At 74.2% G+C, this 20082-nt stretch carries 20 protein-coding genes; 9 read left to right on the top strand and 11 right to left on the bottom strand.

The features are described from left to right. Positions 1-53 precede the first annotated feature (53 nt). Positions 54-341: a WXG100 family type VII secretion target gene (locus tag B5M43_RS08545; protein WP_134745850.1), complete on the top strand. Its 288-nt coding sequence runs from the start codon at positions 54-56 to the stop codon at positions 339-341. A gap of 59 nt (positions 342-400) precedes the next feature. On the opposite strand, the gene sfnG is transcribed toward B5M43_RS08545, so the two are convergent. From sfnG to B5M43_RS08515, 6 genes are all read right to left on the bottom strand, one after another. After that, a complete protein-coding gene (gene sfnG, locus B5M43_RS08540; RefSeq protein ID WP_055988980.1) occupies positions 401-1597 on the bottom strand; it encodes a dimethylsulfone monooxygenase SfnG in 1197 nt (398 codons plus the stop codon). A gap of 161 nt (positions 1598-1758) precedes the next feature. Beyond that, positions 1759-3378: a chaperonin GroEL gene (gene groL, locus B5M43_RS08535; protein WP_055988979.1), complete on the bottom strand. Its 1620-nt coding sequence runs from the start codon at positions 3376-3378 to the stop codon at positions 1759-1761. Between the two features lie 193 nt (positions 3379-3571). Further along, positions 3572-3775, bottom strand: coding sequence for a cold-shock protein (locus B5M43_RS08530; protein ID WP_055988977.1), 204 nt, complete (start codon positions 3773-3775; stop codon positions 3572-3574). Positions 3776-3880: 105 nt separating this feature from the next. After that, complete coding sequence (locus B5M43_RS08525; protein ID WP_230667834.1) at positions 3881-4429, bottom strand: LytR C-terminal domain-containing protein; 549 nt, start codon at positions 4427-4429, stop codon at positions 3881-3883. A 53-nt stretch (positions 4430-4482) separates the two neighbouring features. Continuing rightward, on the bottom strand, positions 4483-4722 hold the full coding sequence (locus B5M43_RS08520; protein WP_055988973.1) for a DUF3263 domain-containing protein: 240 nt from the start codon (positions 4720-4722) through the stop codon (positions 4483-4485). Between the two features lie 35 nt (positions 4723-4757). Continuing rightward, a complete protein-coding gene (locus B5M43_RS08515) occupies positions 4758-5774 on the bottom strand; it encodes a DUF2332 domain-containing protein (RefSeq protein WP_134745849.1) in 1017 nt (338 codons plus the stop codon). Positions 5775-5868: 94 nt separating this feature from the next. Between B5M43_RS08515 and msrB the strand changes: the two genes are divergently transcribed. Beyond that, complete coding sequence (gene msrB / locus B5M43_RS08510) at positions 5869-6294, top strand: peptide-methionine (R)-S-oxide reductase MsrB (RefSeq protein ID WP_134745848.1); 426 nt, start codon at positions 5869-5871, stop codon at positions 6292-6294. Then, positions 6294-6869, top strand: coding sequence for a nitroreductase family protein (locus tag B5M43_RS08505; RefSeq protein WP_230667830.1), 576 nt, complete (start codon positions 6294-6296; stop codon positions 6867-6869). The genes msrB and B5M43_RS08505 overlap by 1 nt, the downstream gene beginning before the upstream one ends. A 19-nt stretch (positions 6870-6888) precedes the next feature. Here B5M43_RS08505 and B5M43_RS15325 read toward each other — a convergent pair whose 3' ends face one another. Further along, positions 6889-7848, bottom strand: coding sequence for a DMT family transporter (locus B5M43_RS15325; protein WP_134745847.1), 960 nt, complete (start codon positions 7846-7848; stop codon positions 6889-6891). A 10-nt stretch (positions 7849-7858) separates the two neighbouring features. Next, positions 7859-8449 carry an NTP transferase domain-containing protein gene (locus B5M43_RS08495; RefSeq protein WP_205829488.1) on the bottom strand — a complete coding sequence of 197 codons (591 nt, stop codon included), beginning with the start codon at positions 8447-8449 and terminating at the stop codon, positions 7859-7861. 103 nt (positions 8450-8552) lie between these two features. On the opposite strand from B5M43_RS08495, the gene B5M43_RS08490 reads away from it, so the two are divergent. The 6 genes from B5M43_RS08490 to B5M43_RS08465 all read left to right on the top strand — a co-directional run bounded on the left by B5M43_RS08490 (position 8553) and on the right by B5M43_RS08465 (position 15915). Continuing rightward, positions 8553-9590 (top strand): XdhC family protein, encoded by a 1038-nt coding sequence (locus B5M43_RS08490; protein ID WP_134745846.1) that lies wholly within the window; start codon positions 8553-8555, stop codon positions 9588-9590. Beyond that, on the top strand, positions 9581-10408 hold the full coding sequence (locus B5M43_RS08485) for an FAD binding domain-containing protein (protein ID WP_134745845.1): 828 nt from the start codon (positions 9581-9583) through the stop codon (positions 10406-10408). The genes B5M43_RS08490 and B5M43_RS08485 overlap by 10 nt, the downstream gene beginning before the upstream one ends. Next, on the top strand, positions 10405-13110 hold the full coding sequence (locus B5M43_RS08480) for a molybdopterin-dependent oxidoreductase (RefSeq protein ID WP_134745844.1): 2706 nt from the start codon (positions 10405-10407) through the stop codon (positions 13108-13110). Before B5M43_RS08485 ends, B5M43_RS08480 begins: the two co-directional genes overlap by 4 nt. A 170-nt stretch (positions 13111-13280) precedes the next feature. Further along, entirely contained in the window at positions 13281-14237 is a 957-nt protein-coding gene (locus tag B5M43_RS08475; RefSeq protein WP_055988959.1) for an ABC transporter substrate-binding protein, read from the top strand. A 2-nt stretch (positions 14238-14239) separates the two neighbouring features. Then, positions 14240-15139, top strand: a complete 900-nt coding sequence (locus B5M43_RS08470; protein ID WP_082542974.1) for an ABC transporter permease — start codon at positions 14240-14242, stop codon at positions 15137-15139. Then, positions 15136-15915: an ABC transporter ATP-binding protein gene (locus B5M43_RS08465; protein WP_055988957.1), complete on the top strand. Its 780-nt coding sequence runs from the start codon at positions 15136-15138 to the stop codon at positions 15913-15915. The genes B5M43_RS08470 and B5M43_RS08465 overlap by 4 nt, the downstream gene beginning before the upstream one ends. Positions 15916-15934: 19 nt before the next feature. Here B5M43_RS08465 and B5M43_RS08460 read toward each other — a convergent pair whose 3' ends face one another. From B5M43_RS08460 to B5M43_RS08450, 3 genes are read right to left on the bottom strand one after another with little or no spacing between them, the layout of a single operon-like run. Continuing rightward, a complete protein-coding gene (locus B5M43_RS08460) occupies positions 15935-17233 on the bottom strand; it encodes an allantoate amidohydrolase (RefSeq protein ID WP_134745843.1) in 1299 nt (432 codons plus the stop codon). Next, a complete protein-coding gene (locus B5M43_RS08455) occupies positions 17230-18495 on the bottom strand; it encodes an alanine--glyoxylate aminotransferase family protein (RefSeq protein WP_134745842.1) in 1266 nt (421 codons plus the stop codon). Before B5M43_RS08455 ends, B5M43_RS08460 begins: the two co-directional genes overlap by 4 nt. Beyond that, the gene (locus B5M43_RS08450; RefSeq protein WP_134745841.1) at positions 18492-20081 is read right to left on the bottom strand and encodes an AtzH-like domain-containing protein; all 1590 of its coding nucleotides are present in this window, start codon (positions 20079-20081) and stop codon (positions 18492-18494) included. The genes B5M43_RS08455 and B5M43_RS08450 overlap by 4 nt, the downstream gene beginning before the upstream one ends. Position 20082: the final 1 nt, after the last annotated feature.

Here is a 20082-nt window from a genome sequence, read left to right as displayed (position 1 = left end):
GCCACGCGTCCCTAGCGTGGGTGTCACCCATCCGATGACCCAGGGAGCACCTCATGGCCGTGTTCAGTGTCGACAGCGACGCGATCCTCACCGCGAACGGGCAGGCCCTCGCGACCGCCGAGCGCCTGCGGGCCGAGACGGCCGCGCTCAGCGCCCAGCTGCTGGGCCTGCAATCGGCCTGGACGGGCTCGGCGGCGGTCGCGTTCCAGGGCACGCTCGATCAGTGGAAGGCGACCCAGCGCGCGGTCGAGGACACGCTCGACGGCATCGGCCGGCTGCTCGGCGCGGCCGGGGCGCAGTACGCCGACACCGAGCGCACGGCGGCCGGCATGTTCCGCTGACGCGCGGAGGGGGTGGGGCGCGATGCCCCACCCCCTCCGGGTGCCGTTCGTGCGCCGGGTCAGACGGCCGCGGGCGCGGCGACCTGCGGCAGCAGCTCGGTGTTCAGCTCGGTGCCGTTGGCGCGTGCCAGGTCGGCCTCGAGCTCGCGGACGATCGGCAGGACGTCGCGGCCGAAGGCCTCGACCTCCTCCTGGAAGTGCAGGTAGGCGGTCAGGACCAGGTTCACGCCGATCTTCTTGAACGCGATGATGCGCTCGGCGATCTGCTCCGGGGTGCCGATCAGGCCGGTGCGGAAGCCGTCGTTGTACTGCACGAGGTCCTCGAAGGTCGAGTCCTCCCACATGCCCTTGCCGTCCTTGGTCGACTGGCCGGCCTCCTTGACCGCCGCGGCGAAGCCCTCGACGGCGGGGCGGTGGGCCTTCGCGATGATCTCGCGCAGGGTCTCGACCGCCTCGTTCTCGGTGTCGCGCGCGATCACGAAGCCGTTGATGCCGAAGCGCGGCTTCTGCGGCGCGGTGCGCCCGCCCGACTCGGCGGCCGCGACGACGCCCGCGATGTTCTCCTGGAAGCCCTCCAGCGAGCGGCCGTTCGAGAAGTACCAGTCCGCGGTGCGGCCGGCCGCGGCCTGCGCCGCGGTCGAGTTGCCGCCGAAGAAGATCTCGGGGTGCGCGCGGCCGGGCACGTCGAGCGGCTTCGGCGAGAGCGTGAAGTCCGAGATCTGGTAGTGCTTGCCGTCGAACGAGTAGCCGTCCTCGGTCAGCAGGCCGCGCAGGATCGAGATGAACTCCTCGGTGCGCACGTAGCGCTCGTCGTGCTCGAGCCAGGGCAGGCCGAACTTCACGAACTCGTCCTTGAGCCACCCCGACACGATGTTGACGGCGGCGCGGCCGTTCGAGATGTGGTCGGCCGTGATGAGCCACTTGGCGAGCACCCCGGGGTGCCACATGCCCGGGTGGACGGCGGCGATGATCTTGAGTCGCTCGGTCGCGCCCAGCAGGCCCAGCGTGAACGACGTGGCCTCGTGCTGCTTGTCGGCGCCGTAGCTCGCGGCGTAGCGCGTCTGCGACAGCGCGTACTCGAAGCCGGCGTCCTCGGCGATGCGGGCGAGCTTCTTGTTGTAGTCGAAGTCCCAGCTGGTGCGCTGCTCGATGGTGGAGACGACGAGGCCGCCGGAGACGTTCGGCACCCAGTAGGCGAACTTCAGGGGCGTCTCGAGGTCGGCGACGGGCGAGACCTCGGTGTCGATGACGGTCATGGGAATCCTTCGGGTGTTCGGATCGGGTCACGCAAGTATGGCGACGCACCCTACCGTGCTCCAAGCGGGTGTTACGCCCTGTGTCATCCACGCCCCGGAGACGCGGGACGGCCCCTCCCCCGCGAGGGGAAGGGGCCGTCCGAGAGGAGATCAGGCGTGGATCAGAAGTCCATGCCCGCACCCTCGGCGCCCGCCGGAGCGGCCGCCTTCTCGGGCTTGTCGGCGACGACGGCCTCGGTGGTGAGGAAGAGGCCGGCGATCGACGCGGCGTTCTGCAGCGCCGAGCGCGTCACCTTGGCGGGGTCGATGATGCCCTGCGCGAACAGGTCGCCGTACTCGCCCGTGGCGGCGTTCAGACCGTGGCCGACCGGGAGGTCGGCGACCTTGTTGGCCACGACGCCCGGCTCGAGGCCGGCGTTGAGGGCGATCTGCTTCAGCGGAGCCTCGATCGCGACCTTGACGATGTTCGCGCCGGTCGCCTCGTCGCCGACGAGGTCCAGGCCGTCGAACGCGGTCTTGCCGGCCTGGATGAGGGCCACGCCACCACCGGCGACGATGCCCTCCTCGACGGCGGCCTTCGCGTTGCGCACGGCGTCCTCGATGCGGTGCTTGCGCTCCTTGAGCTCGACCTCGGTGGCCGCGCCCGCCTTGATGACGGCGACGCCGCCGGCGAGCTTGGCGAGGCGCTCCTGCAGCTTCTCGCGGTCGTAGTCGCTGTCGGTGTTCTCGATCTCGCGACGGATCTGGGTCACGCGGCCCTCGATCTGCGACGCGTCGCCGGCGCCCTCGACGATCGTGGTCTCGTCCTTGGTGACGATGACCTTGCGGGCGCGGCCGAGCAGCTCGAGGTCGGTGTTCTCGAGCTTGAGGCCGACCTCCTCGGTGATGACCTGGCCGCCCGTGAGGATCGCGATGTCCTGCAGCTGGGCCTTGCGGCGGTCGCCGAAGCCGGGGGCCTTGACGGCCACCGACTTGAAGATGCCGCGGATCTTGTTCAGCACGAGCGTCGCGAGGGCCTCGCCCTCGACGTCCTCGGCGATGATGACGAGCTCCTTGCCCGCCTGGATGACCTTGTCGACGACCGGCAGAAGGTCCTTGATGTTCGAGATCTTCTGGTTCGCGATCAGGATGTACGGGTCCTCGAAGACCGCCTCCTGGCGCTCCGGGTCCGTGACGAAGTAGGGGTTCAGGTAGCCCTTGTCGAAGCGCATGCCCTCGGTGAGCTCGAGCTCGGTGCCGAACGTGTTCGACTCCTCGACCGTGACGACGCCCTCCTTGCCCACCTTGTCGATGGCCTCGGCGATGAGCTCGCCGATCGCGGGGTCGGCGGCCGAGATCGACGCGGTCGCGGCGATCTGCTCCTTCGACTCGACCTCCTTGGCCTGCGCGAGCAGCTCGTCCGAGAGCGCCTTGACGGCCTTCTCGATGCCGCGCTTCAGGCTGATGGGGTCGGCGCCGGCGGCGACGTTGCGGAGGCCCTCGCGGACCAGCGCCTGGGCGAGGACCGTGGCGGTCGTGGTGCCGTCACCCGCGACGTCGTCGGTCTTCTTGGCGACCTCCTTGACCAGCTCGGCGCCGATCTTCTCGTACGGGTCGTCGAGCTCGATCTCCTTGGCGATCGAGACGCCGTCGTTCGTGATGGTGGGGGCGCCCCACTTCTTCTCGAGCACGACGTTGCGACCGCGCGGGCCGAGCGTCACCTTGACGGCGTCGGCCAGCGTGTTGAGGCCGCGCTCGAGGCCACGACGGGCCTCCTCGTCGAAAGCGATCATCTTTGCCATGTTGGTGTCGTCCCTCCCGGACGTAGGCGTGTGGTCTTTAGCACTCCTCTTGCACGAGTGCTAGGACGATTCTGGCACTCTCCCCCATCGAGTGCAAGCCGCGTCCGGCGGGCGCGCCCGTGGGCGGGCGACGCCCGGACGCGCGAGAGCGCCCCGCGGTCCGGGCCGCGGGGCGCTCTGCGTGGACGCCGGGTCAGACGGGGCGGACGGCCTCCGCCTGCGGGCCCTTCTGGCCCGAGCCGACGGTGAACTCGACGGACTGCCCCTCCTCCAGGACGCGGAAGCCGCTCATCTCGATGTTCGAGTAGTGGACGAAGACGTCCTGGCTGCCGTCTGCCACGGTGATGAACCCGTAGCCCTTCTCGGCGTTGAACCACTTCACGGTGCCCTGGGTCATGCGAAAACTCTCCTGGTGCTGGGGGCGGATATCGGGAATGGTATCCGCGCCGTTCCGCGCCAGAACGCCGAGAGGGCGAGAATGAACACGCCCGAATCGAACTGTTTACCCGGCCGAAACACGGTCGAGACCGGCGACCACCGTGATCTCCTTGAGCGCGGGATCCGGCGGGCTCTGGTACTGGTCGCTCAGCGCGACGCGCGCGCCGCCGATGGCCTGCGCGATGCCCAGCGCGACGGCCTCCTCCTCGGGAGACGCGTAGTACACGGTCGTGGCGGGGAAGTCCGTCGCGGACGACTCGCTCGGCAGGACCATGTCGTCCGACCATCCGGCCGCCACAAGTTCGGCGGCGACCTCCTCGGCCACGCCCTGCGAGCCCGTGCCGTTGAGCACGAGCACCGTGTAGGTGGGGTCGACGATCGGCGACACCGTGGACTGCGGCACCGGGGACTGCTGTCCCGGCACGATGTCGACGCGCTGCGACAGGACGAGGAACGCGAGGATGCCCGCGATCGTGAGCAGGACCGTCGCGAGCGCGGCCCACAGCAGCACGACGCGGCGGGGTGCGCGGGGCTGCTCGGCACGATGGGCGCCGACCCTGGCGGACTGGCGCGGGACGTCGTCGAAGCGGTCCCGGGGGTAGGTGGTCGGCACGACCCCGATGCTACCCGGACGACCCTGGGGCGACGCCTCAGGCGCGGCTCCGGTCAGCCGGCGATGCGGGAGCGGTCCGCGCGGCGCGCGTCGCGCAGGCGGCGCAGCCGGCCCACGAGCAGCGGGTCCTCGGCGAGCGCGTCGGCCGAGTCGATCAGCCGGCCCAGCAGCTGGTAGTAGCGCGCCGGCGCCATCTCGAGCTGGGACCGGATGGCCTCCTCCTTCGCGCCGCCGTGGCGGCGCCACTCGGCCTCGAAGGCGAGGATGGCGCGGTCGCGGTCGGAGAGGGGCACGTCCCCACGGTAGGCGGCGCTGCGGCGCGCGCCGGTCAGGCGCGCCAGTCGATCCAGGCGCCCAGAGGGTCGGCGGCCGCGAGCACCTCGCCGTCGAGCGCGAGCGCGAATCCCGGGCCCCACGTCCCGGTGTCGATGGGCGGGGTCCAGGCGTCGTGCAGCGCGGGCTGGTCGAGCGTGATCCAGTGCACGGGCTCGGGGCGGATGCCGCCCGGTGCCCGCAGCGCCGCGATCAGCGCGTCGCGCCGGCCGCGCGGCACGTACGGCAGCACACCGGGGGTCGTGATCACGAGCGCGGCATCGCGCGGCGCCTCGGCCGCGAGGCGGCGCACGAGCCCGAGATCCGCGGCATCCCCCGCGACGAGGCGCGGCGGGTCGGCGGCGGCGACGTCGATCGCGGCGGCGATCCGCCGGGCCCTGGCCGTCTCCTCGGGCCACACGAGCCCCTCGAGCCAGGCCCGGTCGGCGGGGTCGCCGGCGTCCAGCGGCTGCAGGTCGATGCCCGCGCGCCACACGACGTCCGGCAGGCGGAGGTCCGGCACGGCTCCGCGCAGCTCGGCCTCGAGCACGACGGCCGCTCCCCCGCCCGGATCCACCGCGACGACGTCGTCGCCCGCACGGAAGCGGTACGCGTAGCGATCCGGGTACAGGCACAGCCCGCCCGAGGCGCCGAGCTCGAGCAGCGCGATCGGGCCCTGCAGGCGCGCGAGGGCGGGAAGGAGCGCGGCGCAGCGCAGCGGCTCGTTCGTCTGGAGCGTGCGCGCCGCGCACTCGGCGACCACCGTGGCGGCGTGCGCGCGCACGAACGCCGCCCAGGCGTCGTAGCCGCCGTCCAGCGGGGCGCCCAGCATCCGCGTGACGGCGAACACGAGCGGCGGCTGCCGGCGCGTGGCGGGGATGCGGGCGAGGATCTCGCACATCCCGGGATCGACCGCGACGCCCTCGGCCCACGCGAGATAGACGTCCGAGCGGCCCGGCGCCTCGTCGCGTGCGAAGCGGGCGAACCGGTCCGCGACGGCGGCCGGGTCGTGGTCGGTCGTCGGGGCGCTCATCCCCTCATTCTCCCGGGCCGCGAACGTTACGACACGTCCGATCCGCGCACCCTCCCGCGGACGTAGTCTGTAAGGCGATCAACGGGAGGAACCCATGTCGTACAACGTGAGCAAGTCCGAGGATGAGTGGCGCCAGGAGCTCACCCCCGAGCAGTACGCGGTGCTGCGCGAGGCCGGCACCGAGCGTCCCTGGACGGGCGAGCTGCTGGACGAGGAGCGCGCCGGCCTGTACACGTGCGCGGCGTGCGGTTCGGAGCTGTTCAAGAGCGGCACCAAGTTCGACTCGCACTGCGGCTGGCCCAGCTTCTACGAGTCCATCCGCCCCGACGCGGTCGAGCTGCTCGAGGACAACAGCCACGGCATGGAGCGCACCGAGGTGCGCTGCGCCAACTGCGGCTCGCACCTGGGTCACGTCTTCCCTGACGGCTTCGGCACGCCCACGGGCGACCGCTACTGCATGAACTCGCTGTCGCTGAACTTCACTCCGGAGGAGAGCGACGAGCAGGACGCCCCGGCCTGATGACCGCGGCGGCCGTCGGGGGCGCGCGGGCCGCGATGCTCGCGCGCCGCTCGCTGTCGAAGGTCACGGACGACGCGCCCACGCACGACGAGCTCGTCGAGCTGGTGTCGGCCGCGGGCCGCGTCGCCGACCACAAGGAGCTCAAACCCTGGCGGCTGATCGAGATCCGCGGCGACGACCGCGTAGCGCTCGGCCGCGCGATCGCGAAGGCCGAGGGCAAGAAGGGCGTGTACTCCAAGCCCCTCCGCGCGCCGCTGCTGATCGCGATCGTCGCGTCGGTGCGGCGCGGCAAGGTGCCGGTCTGGGAGCAGGAGGCCGTCGCCTCCGGCGTCGCCCATGCGCTCAGCCTGCTGCTGGACGAGGCGGGCTACGGCGTCTTCTGGCGCACGGGCGGCCACACGCGGCACCGCGCGGTCGCCAAGGCGCACGGCCTCACGAAGGACGAGGTCCTGCTCGGCTGGCTCTACGTGGGCGGAAAGCCCACCCGGTCGCGCCCGCTGCGCCGCAAGGCCGTCGACGGCGCCAAGTTCCTCTCCGCTCTCCCCGCGGGCAAGAAGGCCAAGAAGAAGGCCTGACGACCTCGTTCCGCGCGCCTCAGCGCGCGGAACGCCGGCCGACCGCGGCGATCGTGACGCCCACGCACGCGACCGCGACCGTGATGGCGGACCGGACAGGCGACGGCGGCACGGCGGGCGGCCACAGCAGGTCCAGCGCGAGCGAGCCGACGAGCATCCCGAGCACGGATCCGAGCGAGAGCAGCAGCACGCCGATCCGCGGCGCGAGCGCCGCCGACAGCGCGATGTAGGCGACGCCGATCGCGCCGCCCAGGTACAGCCACGGGTCGGCCGGAAGCGGCGCGACGCCGACGAGCGGCGCCTGCACCAGCGCGATCGCCCCGAGCACGACCGTGCCGCCGACGAAGTTGACGAGCGTCGCGGTCATCGCCGACGCGGTCGCGCGCTGCAGCCGTCCGTTGGTGGCCTGCTGCCACGCGAGGCCGGCGCCGACCAGGAGCGGAAGCAGCAGCATCCACAGCGGCGCCTGCGCGACCGTGCCGCCCGTGAGCGAGACGGTCACGGCCGCGAGCGCGAGCGCCACGCCGACCACCCGCGGCACGGTCACCGCCGTCACGCCGGCCGGACTGTACCCGACGCGGTCCAGGATCAGTCCGCTGAGCGTCTGCCCCGCCACGACGCCCACCGTGAACAGCGCCGTGCCGATCACCCCGACCACGGCGCCCTGCGAGCCCACCGTGAGCGCTCCGGCCGCGCCGCCGATCAGGATCCACCACGGGATGTCGCGCGCGCGGACGCCGCGCACGAGCCGCGCGACGCCGGCCCGGCCCGCCGGCAGCGCCGCGGCGAGCGCGACCATGATGGCCAGGCCCGATCCGAACGAGATGACGGCGGCCACGATCGCGTTGTCGAGCGCGGCGCCGAGCCCGCCGTTCAGCCGCGACTGGATGGCCGTGAGCACCCCGACCGCGATGGCTCCCGCCACCGGGGCGAGGCCCCGGGCGCGGCGTGACGGCGACGGCTGGTCCGGGGTGCTCACTCCCTCAAGCCTACGACCCCAGGTGGGCGCCGCCGCGCTCGTCGATGTCGTCCCCCGACCACAGGTCCCCGCACTCCACCTGCCGGGCGGCGGCCGCCCGCAGATACGCCCGGGCGCCCTCGTCTCCGCGGAGCGTTGCCCGCAGCGCCGCGACGTGATCCGCGCCGACCAGGACCGGATGGCCCGGGCGGCCGCGGTACACGGCCTGAGCCAGCGCCTGACGCAGCGGCCGCCCGCCCTCGGCGATCACGCGGCGAACCGCGCCGGGGACGACGTCCGGCGTGTCCACCGGCAGGATGACGACGCCGTCGGCCGGGACCGCCGCGGCGAGCGCGCCGCGCAGCGTGGCGGCCAGCCCGCGCGCCGCGTCGCCGACGACGACCGACGTCGCGGGCGCCGGCACCAGGGCGGCGGCCGCCGCGGAGGCCGGCGACAGCGCCACGACGACCCGGTCGCACCCGCCCTTGACCAGGGCGTCGACCGCGCGCGCCACCCACGGCGCCCCGTCGGCGCCGCGCGCGAGCGCCTTCGGGCCGCCGAACCGGCGACCCGCTCCGGCGGCGAGCACGAGGCCGCACAGGCGCACGCGGGCGGGGTCCATCGCCGCAGTCTAGGACCCGCAGGTCACGGCGCGGGGTCGGGCGCGTGACGCGCCGGGCGTGGCGTGTAGCAGTCCGGTAACACGGCATGACTACGGTGGCGCCATGCTCGAACTCGCCGCCGTGATCCTCGACCGGCTGCGCGCCGGGCGGCGGATCGCGGTGGTCACGGTCACCGGCGTCGCGCGCAGCGCCCCGCGGGGCGTCGGCTCATCCATGGCGGTGGCCGACGACGGCGAGGTGATCGGCTCGATCTCGGGCGGCTGCGTGGAGGGCGACGCGATCGTCCTCGCCCGCACGGTGCTCGCGACCGGGCGGGCACAGGCGGCGGGGTTCGGCTTCGACGACGAGGCCGCGTTCGCCGCGGGCCTGGCGTGCGGCGGGCGGATCGACGTGCTCGCGTACGAGGTCCGGGCCGGCGACGACGTGGCCCGCGCGGCGCTCGAGCGGGCCGCGGCGGACCGGCCCGTCGCTGTCGGGCTCGTGCTGCAGGGCGCCGCCGCGGGGCGCATCCTGCCGGTTCCGGACGGCCCGGCGGTCCTGGCTCTCGCGCACGCACCGCGGCCGCGCCTCATCCTGCTCGGCGCCGGCGAGCACGCAGCCGCGCTGTGCCGGGTCGGCGCGGCGGCGGGCTTCGCCGTGACGGTGTGCGACGTGTGGGAGACGCTCATCACCCCGGAGCGCTTCCCCGACGCGGCCGAGCGGGTCGTGGGCGACCCGGCCGAGTACCTGCGGGGCGAGGCCGGGGATCGGGTCGACGCCCGCACGGCCGTGTGCGTCCTCACGCATGACACGCGCCTCGACGTCCCCGCGATCGCGACCGCGCTCGCCCTGCCCGTCGGGTTCGTGGGAGCGCTCGGCGCCCGCCGCACGGTCGCGCGGCGCGCCGAGCTGCTGCGCGCCGCGGGCGTGGAGGACGCGGACCTCGCCCGGCTGCACTCCCCCCTGGGCCTCGACCTCGGAGGGGCCTCGCCCGACGAGGTGGCGCTCTCGGCGCTGGCCGAGATCGTCCAGTCGCGCCACGGCGGAACGGGACGACCACTGCGCGACGGCCAGGGCCCCCTGCACGGCACCCTCGGCACCGCGCCCGCCGGCCCGGACGCCGCCTGCGCGCTCGGCGAGGGGCGGCCCGCGTGGACCTGAGCACCGTCACGTCCTTCCGCCGCGCGCGCGGCCGCGGCGACCTCGCGCTGGCGCCGGGCGAGACCGTGCTCGCCGGCGGCACGTGGCTGTTCGGCGAGCCTCAGCCCGAAGTCACGGGGCTGGTCGACCTCACGGCGATGGGGTGGCCCGACCTGGAGGTCTCCCCCGCCGGGCTGCGGATCGGCGCCACGTGCTCCATCGCGCGGCTCGTCCGGTTCGCGCGCGACGGCGAGGCGCCCGCGGAGTGGGCCGCGACCCGGATGTTCCCGGTCGCCGCGGACGCGCTGCTCGCGTCGTTCAAGATCTGGAACACCGCGACGGTCGGCGGCAACATCGCCCGAGCGTTCGCGGCCGCGGCGATGGTGTCGCTCGCCACCGGGCTCGACGGCACCGCCGAGGTGTGGACCCCCGACGGCGGCGAGCGCACGCTGCCCGTCGCCGAGATCCCCGCGCGGGACGGGGTCAGCACGCTGCGGCTGGGCGAGGTCATCCGCGCGATCGACCTGCCCGCGCGCACGCTGCGCTCGCGCTTCACGCTGCACCGGATCGCGCTCGCCGAGCTCGGCAGGTCCGCGGCGGTCGTGACGGGCCGGGCCGACGAGGACGGTGCGGCCGTGTTCGTCGTGACCGCGGCCACCGAGCGCCCGGTCGTGCTGCGGTTCCCCGCGGCGCCCTCGGCGACCGAGCTGGCCGAGGCGGTGCGGTCCGCGCCGGGCTACTTCTCGGATCCGCTGGGCGCGGCCGATTGGCGGCGGGCCGTGTCGGTCGTGCTCGCCGAGCGCGCCCGCGCGGAGCTGGCCGGGGAGACGCGCGCGTGAGGCTCGAGATCGACGGCGCCGCGGTCGAGGCCGACCCGCGGCCGGGACAGTGCCTGCGCACGCTGCTGCGCGAGCACGGCGCCCTGTCGGTCAAGCGCGGCTGCGATTCCGGAGACTGCGGGGCGTGCGCCGTGCTGCTGGACGGCGAGCCCGTGCACTCGTGCGTCGTGCCGGCGGTGCGCGCCGAGGACCGGGCGGTCACGACCGCCGCGGGCCTCGCCCCCGGCGACGCGCTGCATCCGGTGCAGGACGCGCTCGCGAACGGCTTCGGGTTCCAGTGCGGGTTCTGCACGCCCGGCATGAGCGTTACGGCATCGTGCCTCGGCGAGGAGGACCTCCCGGATCTCGACCGCCGCCTCAAGGGGAGCCTGTGCCGCTGCACCGGGTACCGGCCGATCCGCGAGGCCGTACGCGCGGCCGTGCTCGGACCGGTCCGGGAGACCGGCCCGGGCCCCGGCGATGGTGTCGGAGTCTCGGCCGTGCCCGAGCCGGCGCAGCGGGTGGTGCAGGGCCTCGAGCCGTACGCGTTCGACGACGTCCCGGCGGGCGCGCTCATCCTGCGCGTGCTCGGCTCGCCGCATCCGCACGCCCGCATCCGCGCGATCGACGCCGCCGCCGCGCGCGCGGTGCCGGGGGTCGTGGCGGTGTACACGCACGAGGACGCGCCCGCGGCCCGGTACTCGACCGCGCGCCACGAGCACCGGCAGGACGACCCCGACGACACCCGCATGCTCGACGACGTCGTGCGCCACGTGGGGCAGCGGGTCGCCGCGGTCGTGGCCGAGACCGCGGCGGCCGCCGAGCGGGCGTGCGCACTGATCCGCGTCGACTACGAGCCGCTGCCCGCCGTGTTCGATCCCGAGGAGGCGCGGACGCCCGGCGCGCCGCTCGTGCATCCGGAGCGCACGCCCGAGGACCGCGTCGCCGATGCGGGGCGCAACGTCGTCGCGGCGCTGCACGCGGGCTACGGCGGCGACGTCGACGCGGCGCTCGCTGCGAGCCCCGTCACGGTGAGCGGCACGTGGCGCACGGGGCGCTCGATCCACGCTCAGCTCGAGACGCACGGATCCGTCGGCTGGCTGGACGAGGAGGGACGGCTGGTCATCCGCTCGTCGACGCAGGTGCCGTTCCTGACGCGCGACGAGCTGTGCACGCTGTTCGACCTGCCGCGCGACCGCGTGCGGGTGTACGCGCCCCGCGTGGGCGGCGGCTTCGGCGGCAAGCAGGAGATGTTCACGGAGGACCTCGTCGCGTTCGCCGTGCTGCGCACCGGCCGCCCCGTGGCGTACGAGTTCACGCGCGCCGAGCAGTTCTGGCGCTCGTCCATGCGGCATCCGATGCGGGTGTCGGTGACGCTGGGCGCCGAGCCCGACGGCCGGCTGACGGCGATCAAGCTCGACGTGCTGAGCGACACCGGCGCGTACGGCAACCACGCGATCGGGGTGCTGTTCCACGGGTGCGCCGAGTCGGTCACGCTGTACCGCGCACCCGTCGCGCGGGTGGACGCCGAGGCGGTCTACACCAACAACGTGCCGTCGGGAGCCTTCCGCGGCTACGGACTGGGCCAGGTCACGCTCGGGATCGAGTCTGCGCTCGACATGCTCGCCGAGCGCATCGGGATGGACCCGTTCGACATCCGGCGCATCAACGCCGTGCGGGAGGGCGACGCGCTCCGCCGGGCGGACGGCGAGATCGAGGCCGACCTGGTCTGGGGAAGCTACGGCCTGGACCAGTGCCTCGACCTCGCGCAGGCCGCGCTCGCCGAGCCCGGGGAGGACCCGCCCGCGGGGTGGCTGGTCGGCGAGGGCATGGCCGCCGCGATGATCGCCACGCTCGCGCCGCGCGGCCACCGCGCCCACGCGACCGCCACGCTCCTGCCCGGCGGCGCGTTCGAGCTGCGGACGGGCACGGCCGAGTTCGGCAACGGCACGACGACCGTCCAGCGCCAGATCGCCGCGAGCGTCTTCGGGGTGGGCGCCGATCGGATCCGGCTCGCGCACGCCGACACCGACGCCGTCGCGTTCGACACGGGCGCGTTCGCATCGGCCGGCACGACGATCGCGGGCAAGGCGCTGCACGGCGCGTGCCTTGCGCTGCGCGACCGGATCGTCGAGGAGGCCGCGGCGCGCGTGGGCGCACCGGCGGCAGAGTGCGCGTACGGGCCCGACGGCGTGCGGACGCCCGCCGGCGTCGTGCCGCTCGCGGAGATCGCGGGCGCGGGCGGGCTGACCGCCTCGGGCGAGGAGCACGGCGAGCTGCGATCGCTCGCGTTCAACGTGCACGCCGTGCGGGTCGCGGTCGATCCCGAGACCGGCGCCGTGCGCATCCTGCGGAACGTGCACGCGGCCGACGCGGGCTTCGTGATGAACCCCGCCCAGTGCCGCGGGCAGATCGAGGGCGGCGTCGCCCAGGGCATCGGCGGGGCGCTGTACGAGGAGGTGGTCGTCGCGGGCGGCCGCGTGCAGAACCCCGCGTTCCGCACCTACCGCGTGCCGCAGTCGGCCGACATCCCCGACGTCGAGGTGCTGTTCGCGACGACGAGCGACGATCTCGGTCCGTTCGGCGCGAAGTCGATGAGCGAGTCGCCGTACAACCCCGTCGCGCCCGCGATCGGCAACGCGATCGCCCGGGCGCTGGGCGCCCGCCCGTTCGAGCAGCCGTTCACGCGCGAGCGCGTGTGGCGGCTCGCGCAGGGCGCCTGAGCGCGAGACCGCGATCCCCCGACGGGCCCGGCGGATGAAGTGATCGCTTCACGGTTTTACGTGAGCGAAATGACCGGGAAACGGCCTCGACCGCCGCGGCCGATTGACTGCGGAGCAGGCGCACGAGCGCCGCGGATCCCCACCGAATCCCCCGTCCGAAAGGCGCCGCCATGCACCTCCGTCGACTGCTCATCCCGATCGCCGCGAGCGCCGCCGCGGCGCTGGTCCTGTCCGGCTGCTCGTCGTCCTCCGACGCCGCATCGGGCGCCGCCGGCGAGACCGCGACCGTCAAGATCGGCACCCTGCGCGGCCAGCCGCACTTCTACGCGCCGTTCCTCTACGAGGACTTCGCGGCCGAGGGCGTCCGGTTCGAGGTCATCACGCTCGACACCACGCCCGCCCTCAGCGACGCGCTCGTCGCCGGCACGATCGACTTCGCGATCAGCGGCGTCACCCCCACGATCGCCTCGGTCGCGCAGGGCCGCGACCTCAGGATCGTCGCGTCCGCCGCCGACGGCGGATCCGGGTTCATCGGCAACGACTCCATCCAGACGCTGGACGACCTGGTCGGCAAGAAGGTCGGCTACATGCAGACGACCGCGCAGGAGGTCGCCATGCGCCTCACGCTCGAGGAGGCCGGCGTCGATCCCGACGACATCGAGCTCGTCACGGTGCTGGCGCCCGAGATGGCCGGGCAGCTCGGGTCCGGGTCGATCGACGCGTTCTTCGGCGTCGAGATCGGCGCCTCGATCGCGCTCGAGCAGGGCGGCCACGAGTTCGCCGACCCGTACGCGACGCCGATCGGAAAGGTCAACCTCGGCCTCGTCACGACGGGTGCGCTGATCGCGGAGGACCCCGAGCTCGTGCAGCAGGTGGTCGACACACACGTGGCCGCGACCGACTGGATGACCGGCAACGAGGACGAATGGCTGTCCGAGATGGTCAGCATGTTCGGCGGCGACCAGGCGATCTTCGACACCGCGATCGCGAACTTCTGGATGCGCTCCGACCTCTCGGAGGAGTACCTCGGCCAGCTCGAGGCGCTCGCGACCGAGATGGGCGAGCTGGGCTTCGTCGAGGAGGCGCCCGCGATCGAGGACGTCGTCGACACGTCGTTCGTGGAGTGAGCATGACCGCCACCGCGACTCTCGCTCCGCCCGCCACGCGGCCGGTCGCGCCGGGCTTCTCCGGGCGCCGGCGCGGGCGCGGCATCCGGTCCCTGCCCGCCCGGATCGCCCTGGGGCTCGTCGTCCCCGTCCTGTTCGTCGCGTTCTGGCACCTCGGTCGCGAGCTGCAGCTCGAGCTGCCGTTCGGCATCCGGATGGGGTACCTGCCGTACCCCGCGGACGTGGCCGTGACGCTGTGGGACTTCGCCTTCGGCGGCCTGCGGGACGACGCGTTCAGCACGACCCTGTGGCAGCACCTCGGCGCGAGCGCGCTGCGGGTCGGCGCCGGATTCGGCCTGGCGACGCTGATCGCCGTGCCTGTCGGGGTGCTGATGGGGCGCTTCTACGTCATGGACTCGCTGTTCGATCCGTTCATCAACCTGATCCGCCCCATCCCCGCGACCGCGTGGGTGCCGCTCGTCGCGCTGCTGATCGGCATCGGCGACCAGGCCACGATCTTCCTGATCACGCTGTCGGCGTTCTTCCCGATCGTGCTGGGCGCCGCGAGCGGCACCCGGCAGGTGCCCGAGCGGCTGGTGGAGGCTGCGCGCATGCTCGGGACCACGCGGGCCGCCGTGCTGTGGCGGGTCATGGTGCCCGCCGCGGCGCCCGCGATCGTCAACGGGCTGCGCGTGGGGCTGGGGCTGGCGTGGGTGATCCTCGTGCTCGGCGAGTCCACGGGCGTGAACGAGGGCCTGGGCGCCACCATCACGCTCGCGCGCGACATCGTGCGCACCGACCTGATCGTGGCCGGGATGATCGTCATCGGCCTGTCCGGGTTCCTGTCGGACCGGCTGCTCAGCCTCGTGCTGCGGCTGCTGGTCGGGCGGCGCCCGGTGTTCCAGAAGGGGGCGCGCGGATGAGCGCGGAGATCCACATCGCGGGGCTCGAGAAGCGGTTCGCGACCGCGTCGGGCGACGTCCTGGCCGTGGCGGACGTGTCGCTCGACGTCGCTGCGGGCGAGTTCGTCGCGGTCGTGGGGGCCAGCGGATGCGGCAAGAGCACGCTGCTGCGCATCCTGGCCGGCTTCGAGGAGCCCAGCGGCGGCGAGGTCACGGTCGCGGGGGCGCCGATCTCGGGCCCGGGGCCCGACCGCGGGGTCGTGTTCCAGGACTACGGCCTGTTCCCATGGCTGACCGTACGCGAGAACGTCGCGTACGGCCCCTCGCGCCGCGGGATGTCGCGCGCGGCCGCGCGGGCCACGGCCGACGCGCACCTCGAGACCGTGGGGCTGACGCGCTTCGCGCAGCGCTTCCCCGGCGAGCTGTCCGGCGGCATGCAGCAGCGCGTCGCCATTGCGCGCGTGCTGGCGAACGACCCGGCCGTGATGCTGATGGACGAGCCGTTCGGCGCGCTCGACGCCCTCACCCGCAGTGACCTACAGGTGCAGCTGCGGCGCATCCAGCGCTCGGAGGGCCGCACGGTCGTGTTCATCACGCACTCGATCGAGGAGGCCGTGTACCTCGCCGACCGGGTCGTCGTGATGACCGGCGGCGCCTCGCACGGCGTGCCGGGGCACATCCGCGCGGTCGTCCCGGTCCCGCTCGGCGACGACCGCGATGTCACGGCCCCCGCGTTCAACGCCCTCAAGCGCGAGATCTCTGAGCTCGTCCACGAGCGCACCGCCGCGGTCGCCTGACCGCGCCTGCCGCGCCGGCTCAGCGGGGCTCGGCGCCGACGTGCGCGACCGCCTCGGCGAGGGCGCGGATGCCCAGCGCGACGTCCGGCGCGGAGACCGACTCGTCGGGGTGGTGGCTGATGCCGTCGGGGTTGCGGAGGAACAGCATGCCCACCGGCGCGACGGCGCCCAGCGCCATGCCGTCGTGGCCCGCGGGGCTGAACAGCGTCGCCGGCTCCGCGGCGGCGCCGACCGAGTGCCGGATGCCCTCGCGCACGACGTCCTGCAGCAGCGGCGCGCAGAACACGGCCGGCGCGCTGTGCACCTCGCGGGCGCGCCAGCGCAGGCCGCGGCGCCCCATGATGTCGTCGAGCTCGAGCGAGATCGCCCGCCACACGCGGTCGCGGTCCGCGTCGAACTCGCCGCGGAGGTCCAGGCTGAACCGGGCCTCGCCCGGGACGACGTTCACGGCACCGGGGAAGGCCTCGAGCTGACCCACCGTGCCGATGATGTGGTGCTCGGCGCGGCAGATCCGCTCGACCGCGAGCGCCGCCTCGCTCGCGCCCAGCAGCGCGTCGCGGCGCATGTCGTACGGGGTCCCGCCCGCGTGCCGGGCCTCGCCCTCGACCAGCAGCTGGAAGCGCCGCGCGCTCGCGATGGACGACACCACGGCGAGCGCCTCGCCGCGGCGGTCCAGCTCGGGCCCCTGCTCGATGTGGGCCTCGAGGTAGCCGACGAGCTGCTCGGGCCGGCGCGCGGCCTCGCCGATGCGTCCGGGGTCCAGGCCGAACTCTCGGTACGCCTCGCGCAGGGTCGTGCCGTCGGCGTCCGCGAGGTCCCACCACGCGTCGTCCCACGTCCCCGCCATGGCCGACGAGCCGAGCAGGGCCTTGCCGAAGCGGGCGCCCTCCTCGTCGCTGAACGCCGCCACCTCGAGCCCGAAGGGGAACGGCGACCGCGAGCGGCCCTCGTCGTCGACCCGGCGCAGCAGCCGCACGACCTCGATGGCCATCAGCACGCCCAGGATGCCGTCGAACCGCCCGGCGTCGATCACGGTGTCGAGGTGCGATCCGAGCATGAGCACGGGCGCGTCCGGGTCGTCCGCGGGGAGCAGGCCGAGCTGGTTGCCCGCGGCGTCCTGGCGCGGCGTCATTCCCGCCTCGCGCATCCACTCGGCCGCGAGCCGGTTCACGCGCGCGTGCTCGGGCGACAGGTGCACTCTCGTGATCGCGCCGTCGTCGGCCGTGACCCGCGCGAGCTCGTCGCAGCGCGCCATCACGCGCCGCGCGGCCGAGGCCACGGTCTCGGGCGAGAGCTCTGGCAGCCGGGTCGTGGTCATCCGGCGGCCCCGGATGCGGCCGCCGCCCCCGCGAACGCGTCGAGCGCCGCCTCGACACCGCCGCCGGCGGGCACGCGCGCCCCGAAGCGGCGCAGCACGGCCTCCAGCGCCGCGAGCGTGGTCAGCACGGTGTCGCGCCGGGCGTTGTACCCCATGGTTCCGATGCGCCACACGCGGCCGTGCAGCGGTCCGAACGACGTGCCGATCTCGATGCCGAAGTCCTCGAGCAGCGCGGCGCGCGCGGCGTCGCCGGGCACGCCCTCGGGGATCTCGACCGCCACGACGTTGTTCATCTTGTGCGCGACGTCGCCGAACACCGTCAGCCCCAGCCCCTCGACGCCCGCGAGCATCGCCGCGCCGGCGACCCGGTGCCGCTCGATCACGGCCCCGCGCCCCTCGGCGAGCAGCACGCGCGCGCACTCGCGCGCCGCGTACAGCATCGAGGTGGCCTCGGTGTGGTGGTTCAGGCGGCGCGGCCCCCAGTAGTCGAGGATCATCCCGAGGTCGAAGTAGTTGGAGCGGACGAAGTCCGTCGCGCTCTCGTCGCCGGCCTCCCGGATGCCCGCCTCGACGCGGCCGCGGGAGCGGATCACCTCGACCGCGCGCTCCGAGAGGGTGATCGGCGCCGAGCCGCTGGGGCCGCCCAGGCACTTCTGCAAACCGGCCGTCGCGGCGTCCACACCCCACGCGTCGGCCTCGAACGGGTTGCCGCCGAGCGACGCGGTCGCGTCGGTGTAGAACAGCACGCCGTGGCGGGCGCAGAGCTCGCCGACCTCGTCGAGCGGCTGGTTCATGGTCGTCGAGGTGTCGCCCTGCACGAGCGCGAGCACGTGCGGCTTCACGCGCAGGATGGCCTCCTCGATCGCCGACACCGGCACGACCTGCCCCCACTCGACCTCGATCGTGTGCACCTCGGCGAGCGCCCGCTCGGCGATCTCGGCGAGCAGGTGGCCGAAGCGGCCGAACACGGGGACCAGCACGCGGTCGCCCGGCCGCACGAGCGAGACCAGGGCCGCCTCGATGCCCGCGCGCGACGTGCCGTCGATCAGCAGGGTCGCGTCGTTCCGCGTGGCCCACACCTGGCGGTACAGCTCCTGGGTGTCGCTCATCGCGGCCGTCATGAACGGGTCGTACTGGCCCACGAGCGGCGCGGACATGGCCCGCAGCACGCTCGGGTACGCCGAGATCGGCCCCGGCCCCATCAGCAGGCGGGCGGGCGGGTCGAGCGGCGCGACGGGAGCGGACGGACGGTCGGGGGTCATGCGGGATCCTTCGGCTGTGCGGCAAGGCCGCGGGCGAGTCGGACGAGGGCGATGTCGGTGCCGGCGCGCGAGGCCAGGCACACGCCGACCGGCGCCGGCCCGAGCCGGGCGGGCACCGTCAGCAGCGGAACGGAGACGGCCGGGATGCCGGCGATCGCGACGGGCGTGGTCATCCGCAGGGTGGCGGTGCGCACGGCGTCGACGCGGCCGCCGTCAGCGGTGCGCATGGGGGCCGGCCCGGGCACCGTGGGCATGATCAGGACGGCGTCGCCGACGATCGCGTCGATGCGCTCCTTGAGCGGCCCGAGCGCGGCGCGCGCCGCGCTCTCCTGCTCGGGCGTGATCGCGGCGGCCGCGCGGAAGCGCTCGGCGACCGCGGCGCCGACCGCGCCGGGATGCTCGCGCAGCCAGTCGCCGTCGTTGCGCCACGCCTCCGCGCCCTGCACCACGCGGAACGGCTCCTGGTATCCGGCGAGGTCGCCGATGCGGATGCGCTCGACGTCGGCGCCCATCCCGGCGAGCAGCGCCTCGAACGCCTCGCGCGTGGCGGGCTCGACGGCGTCGAGCACCTCCTCCGGCACCGCGAACCGCGACGGCAGGTCCGTCCCCGACTCGCCGTAGACGTTCTCGGTCGACTCGGATCCGTCGTAGCTCAGGCACCAGTCGACCACGCGCTGCAGCGTCTCGCCGTCGCGCGTGAGCCAGCCCACCGTGTCGAAGGACTGCGCGAGCGGCAGGAGGCCCTGACGGGGCACGAGCCCGTGCGTGGTCCGCAGCCCCCAGAGCCCCTGATACGACGCGGGCACGCGGATGGAGCCGGCCGTGTCGGTCGCGAGGCCGATGTCGGCCTGGCCGGTGGCGACGGCCGACGCGGGCCCGCTCGACGATCCTCCGGGCAGGGCCCCTGGGACCGCGCCGTTGGGCGGCGTGCCGTAGTGCGCGTTGTCGCCCGCGATCGAGTACGCGAACTCGTCCGTGCGCGCGATCCCGCGCAGCGAGGCGCCCCCGCGCAGCAGGTCGGCCACCGCGGGCGCCGTGCTCTGCTCGGGCCTGACGGAGTCGAGGTACGCCGGGTTGCCCGCGCCGATCCGGTAGCCCTTGATCGCGAACAGGTCCTTGACCGCGAACGTCAGTCCGGCCAGCGGACCGTCCCACGCGCCCTGGAACAGCGGGTCCCCGACGGTGCGCCAGATCGCGCGGTCGAACGCCTTGGGGCGGGGCGACACGTGCGCCGCCGTGATGCGCCATCCGGCGTCGGTGCGGGTCCACACCTGGGTCTGCAATCCGCGGCCGCCGGCGTCGAAGCGCGAGACCGACACGATCAGCGCGACGCCGTCGCCCAGCGCGCGGTGCTCCATCCGCTCGATCACGCGCGGCCCGACGCCGCCGCGCAGCGACCGGAAGGCGCTGATCGCCTCGTGGCCGACGAGCAGCCCCGCGTCGTCGCCGCGCATCGTGTCGTCGCCGGCCGCGAACCAGCCGTCCAGCGCGTCGAGGTCGTTCGCCAGGATGGCCCGCTCGTACGAGAGGAACGCCTCGAGCAGATCGGCGGGGACCTCGGCCGCGCCGGGGATCGTCGTGTCCATG

Source organism: Microbacterium sp. MEC084, assembly GCF_004514465.2.
In the GTDB taxonomy this organism is placed as follows: domain Bacteria; phylum Actinomycetota; class Actinomycetes; order Actinomycetales; family Microbacteriaceae; genus Microbacterium.
The sequence above is the reverse complement of the archived record's forward strand: the minus strand, read 5'-3'. Positions and strand labels throughout refer to the sequence as shown.

Excerpts from the sequence above, each read along its gene's own strand:
- B5M43_RS08545 (WP_134745850.1), top strand. The coding sequence starts at position 54 with ATGGCCGTGTTCAGTGTCGACAGCGACGCGATCCTCACCGCGAACGGG.
- sfnG (WP_055988980.1), bottom strand. The coding sequence starts at position 1,597 with ATGACCGTCATCGACACCGAGGTCTCGCCCGTCGCCGACCTCGAGACG.
- groL (WP_055988979.1), bottom strand. The coding sequence starts at position 3,378 with ATGGCAAAGATGATCGCTTTCGACGAGGAGGCCCGTCGTGGCCTCGAG.
- B5M43_RS08530 (WP_055988977.1), bottom strand. The coding sequence starts at position 3,775 with ATGACCCAGGGCACCGTGAAGTGGTTCAACGCCGAGAAGGGCTACGGG.
- B5M43_RS08515 (WP_134745849.1), bottom strand. The coding sequence starts at position 5,774 with ATGAGCGCCCCGACGACCGACCACGACCCGGCCGCCGTCGCGGACCGG.
- msrB (WP_134745848.1), top strand. The coding sequence starts at position 5,869 with ATGTCGTACAACGTGAGCAAGTCCGAGGATGAGTGGCGCCAGGAGCTC.
- B5M43_RS08505 (WP_230667830.1), top strand. The coding sequence starts at position 6,294 with ATGACCGCGGCGGCCGTCGGGGGCGCGCGGGCCGCGATGCTCGCGCGC.
- B5M43_RS08495 (WP_205829488.1), bottom strand. The coding sequence starts at position 8,449 with ATGGACCCCGCCCGCGTGCGCCTGTGCGGCCTCGTGCTCGCCGCCGGA.
- B5M43_RS08490 (WP_134745846.1), top strand. The coding sequence starts at position 8,553 with ATGCTCGAACTCGCCGCCGTGATCCTCGACCGGCTGCGCGCCGGGCGG.
- B5M43_RS08475 (WP_055988959.1), top strand. The coding sequence starts at position 13,281 with ATGCACCTCCGTCGACTGCTCATCCCGATCGCCGCGAGCGCCGCCGCG.
- B5M43_RS08470 (WP_082542974.1), top strand. The coding sequence starts at position 14,240 with ATGACCGCCACCGCGACTCTCGCTCCGCCCGCCACGCGGCCGGTCGCG.
- B5M43_RS08465 (WP_055988957.1), top strand. The coding sequence starts at position 15,136 with ATGAGCGCGGAGATCCACATCGCGGGGCTCGAGAAGCGGTTCGCGACC.
- B5M43_RS08460 (WP_134745843.1), bottom strand. The coding sequence starts at position 17,233 with ATGACCACGACCCGGCTGCCAGAGCTCTCGCCCGAGACCGTGGCCTCG.
- B5M43_RS08455 (WP_134745842.1), bottom strand. The coding sequence starts at position 18,495 with ATGACCCCCGACCGTCCGTCCGCTCCCGTCGCGCCGCTCGACCCGCCC.
- B5M43_RS08450 (WP_134745841.1), bottom strand. The coding sequence starts at position 20,081 with ATGGACACGACGATCCCCGGCGCGGCCGAGGTCCCCGCCGATCTGCTC.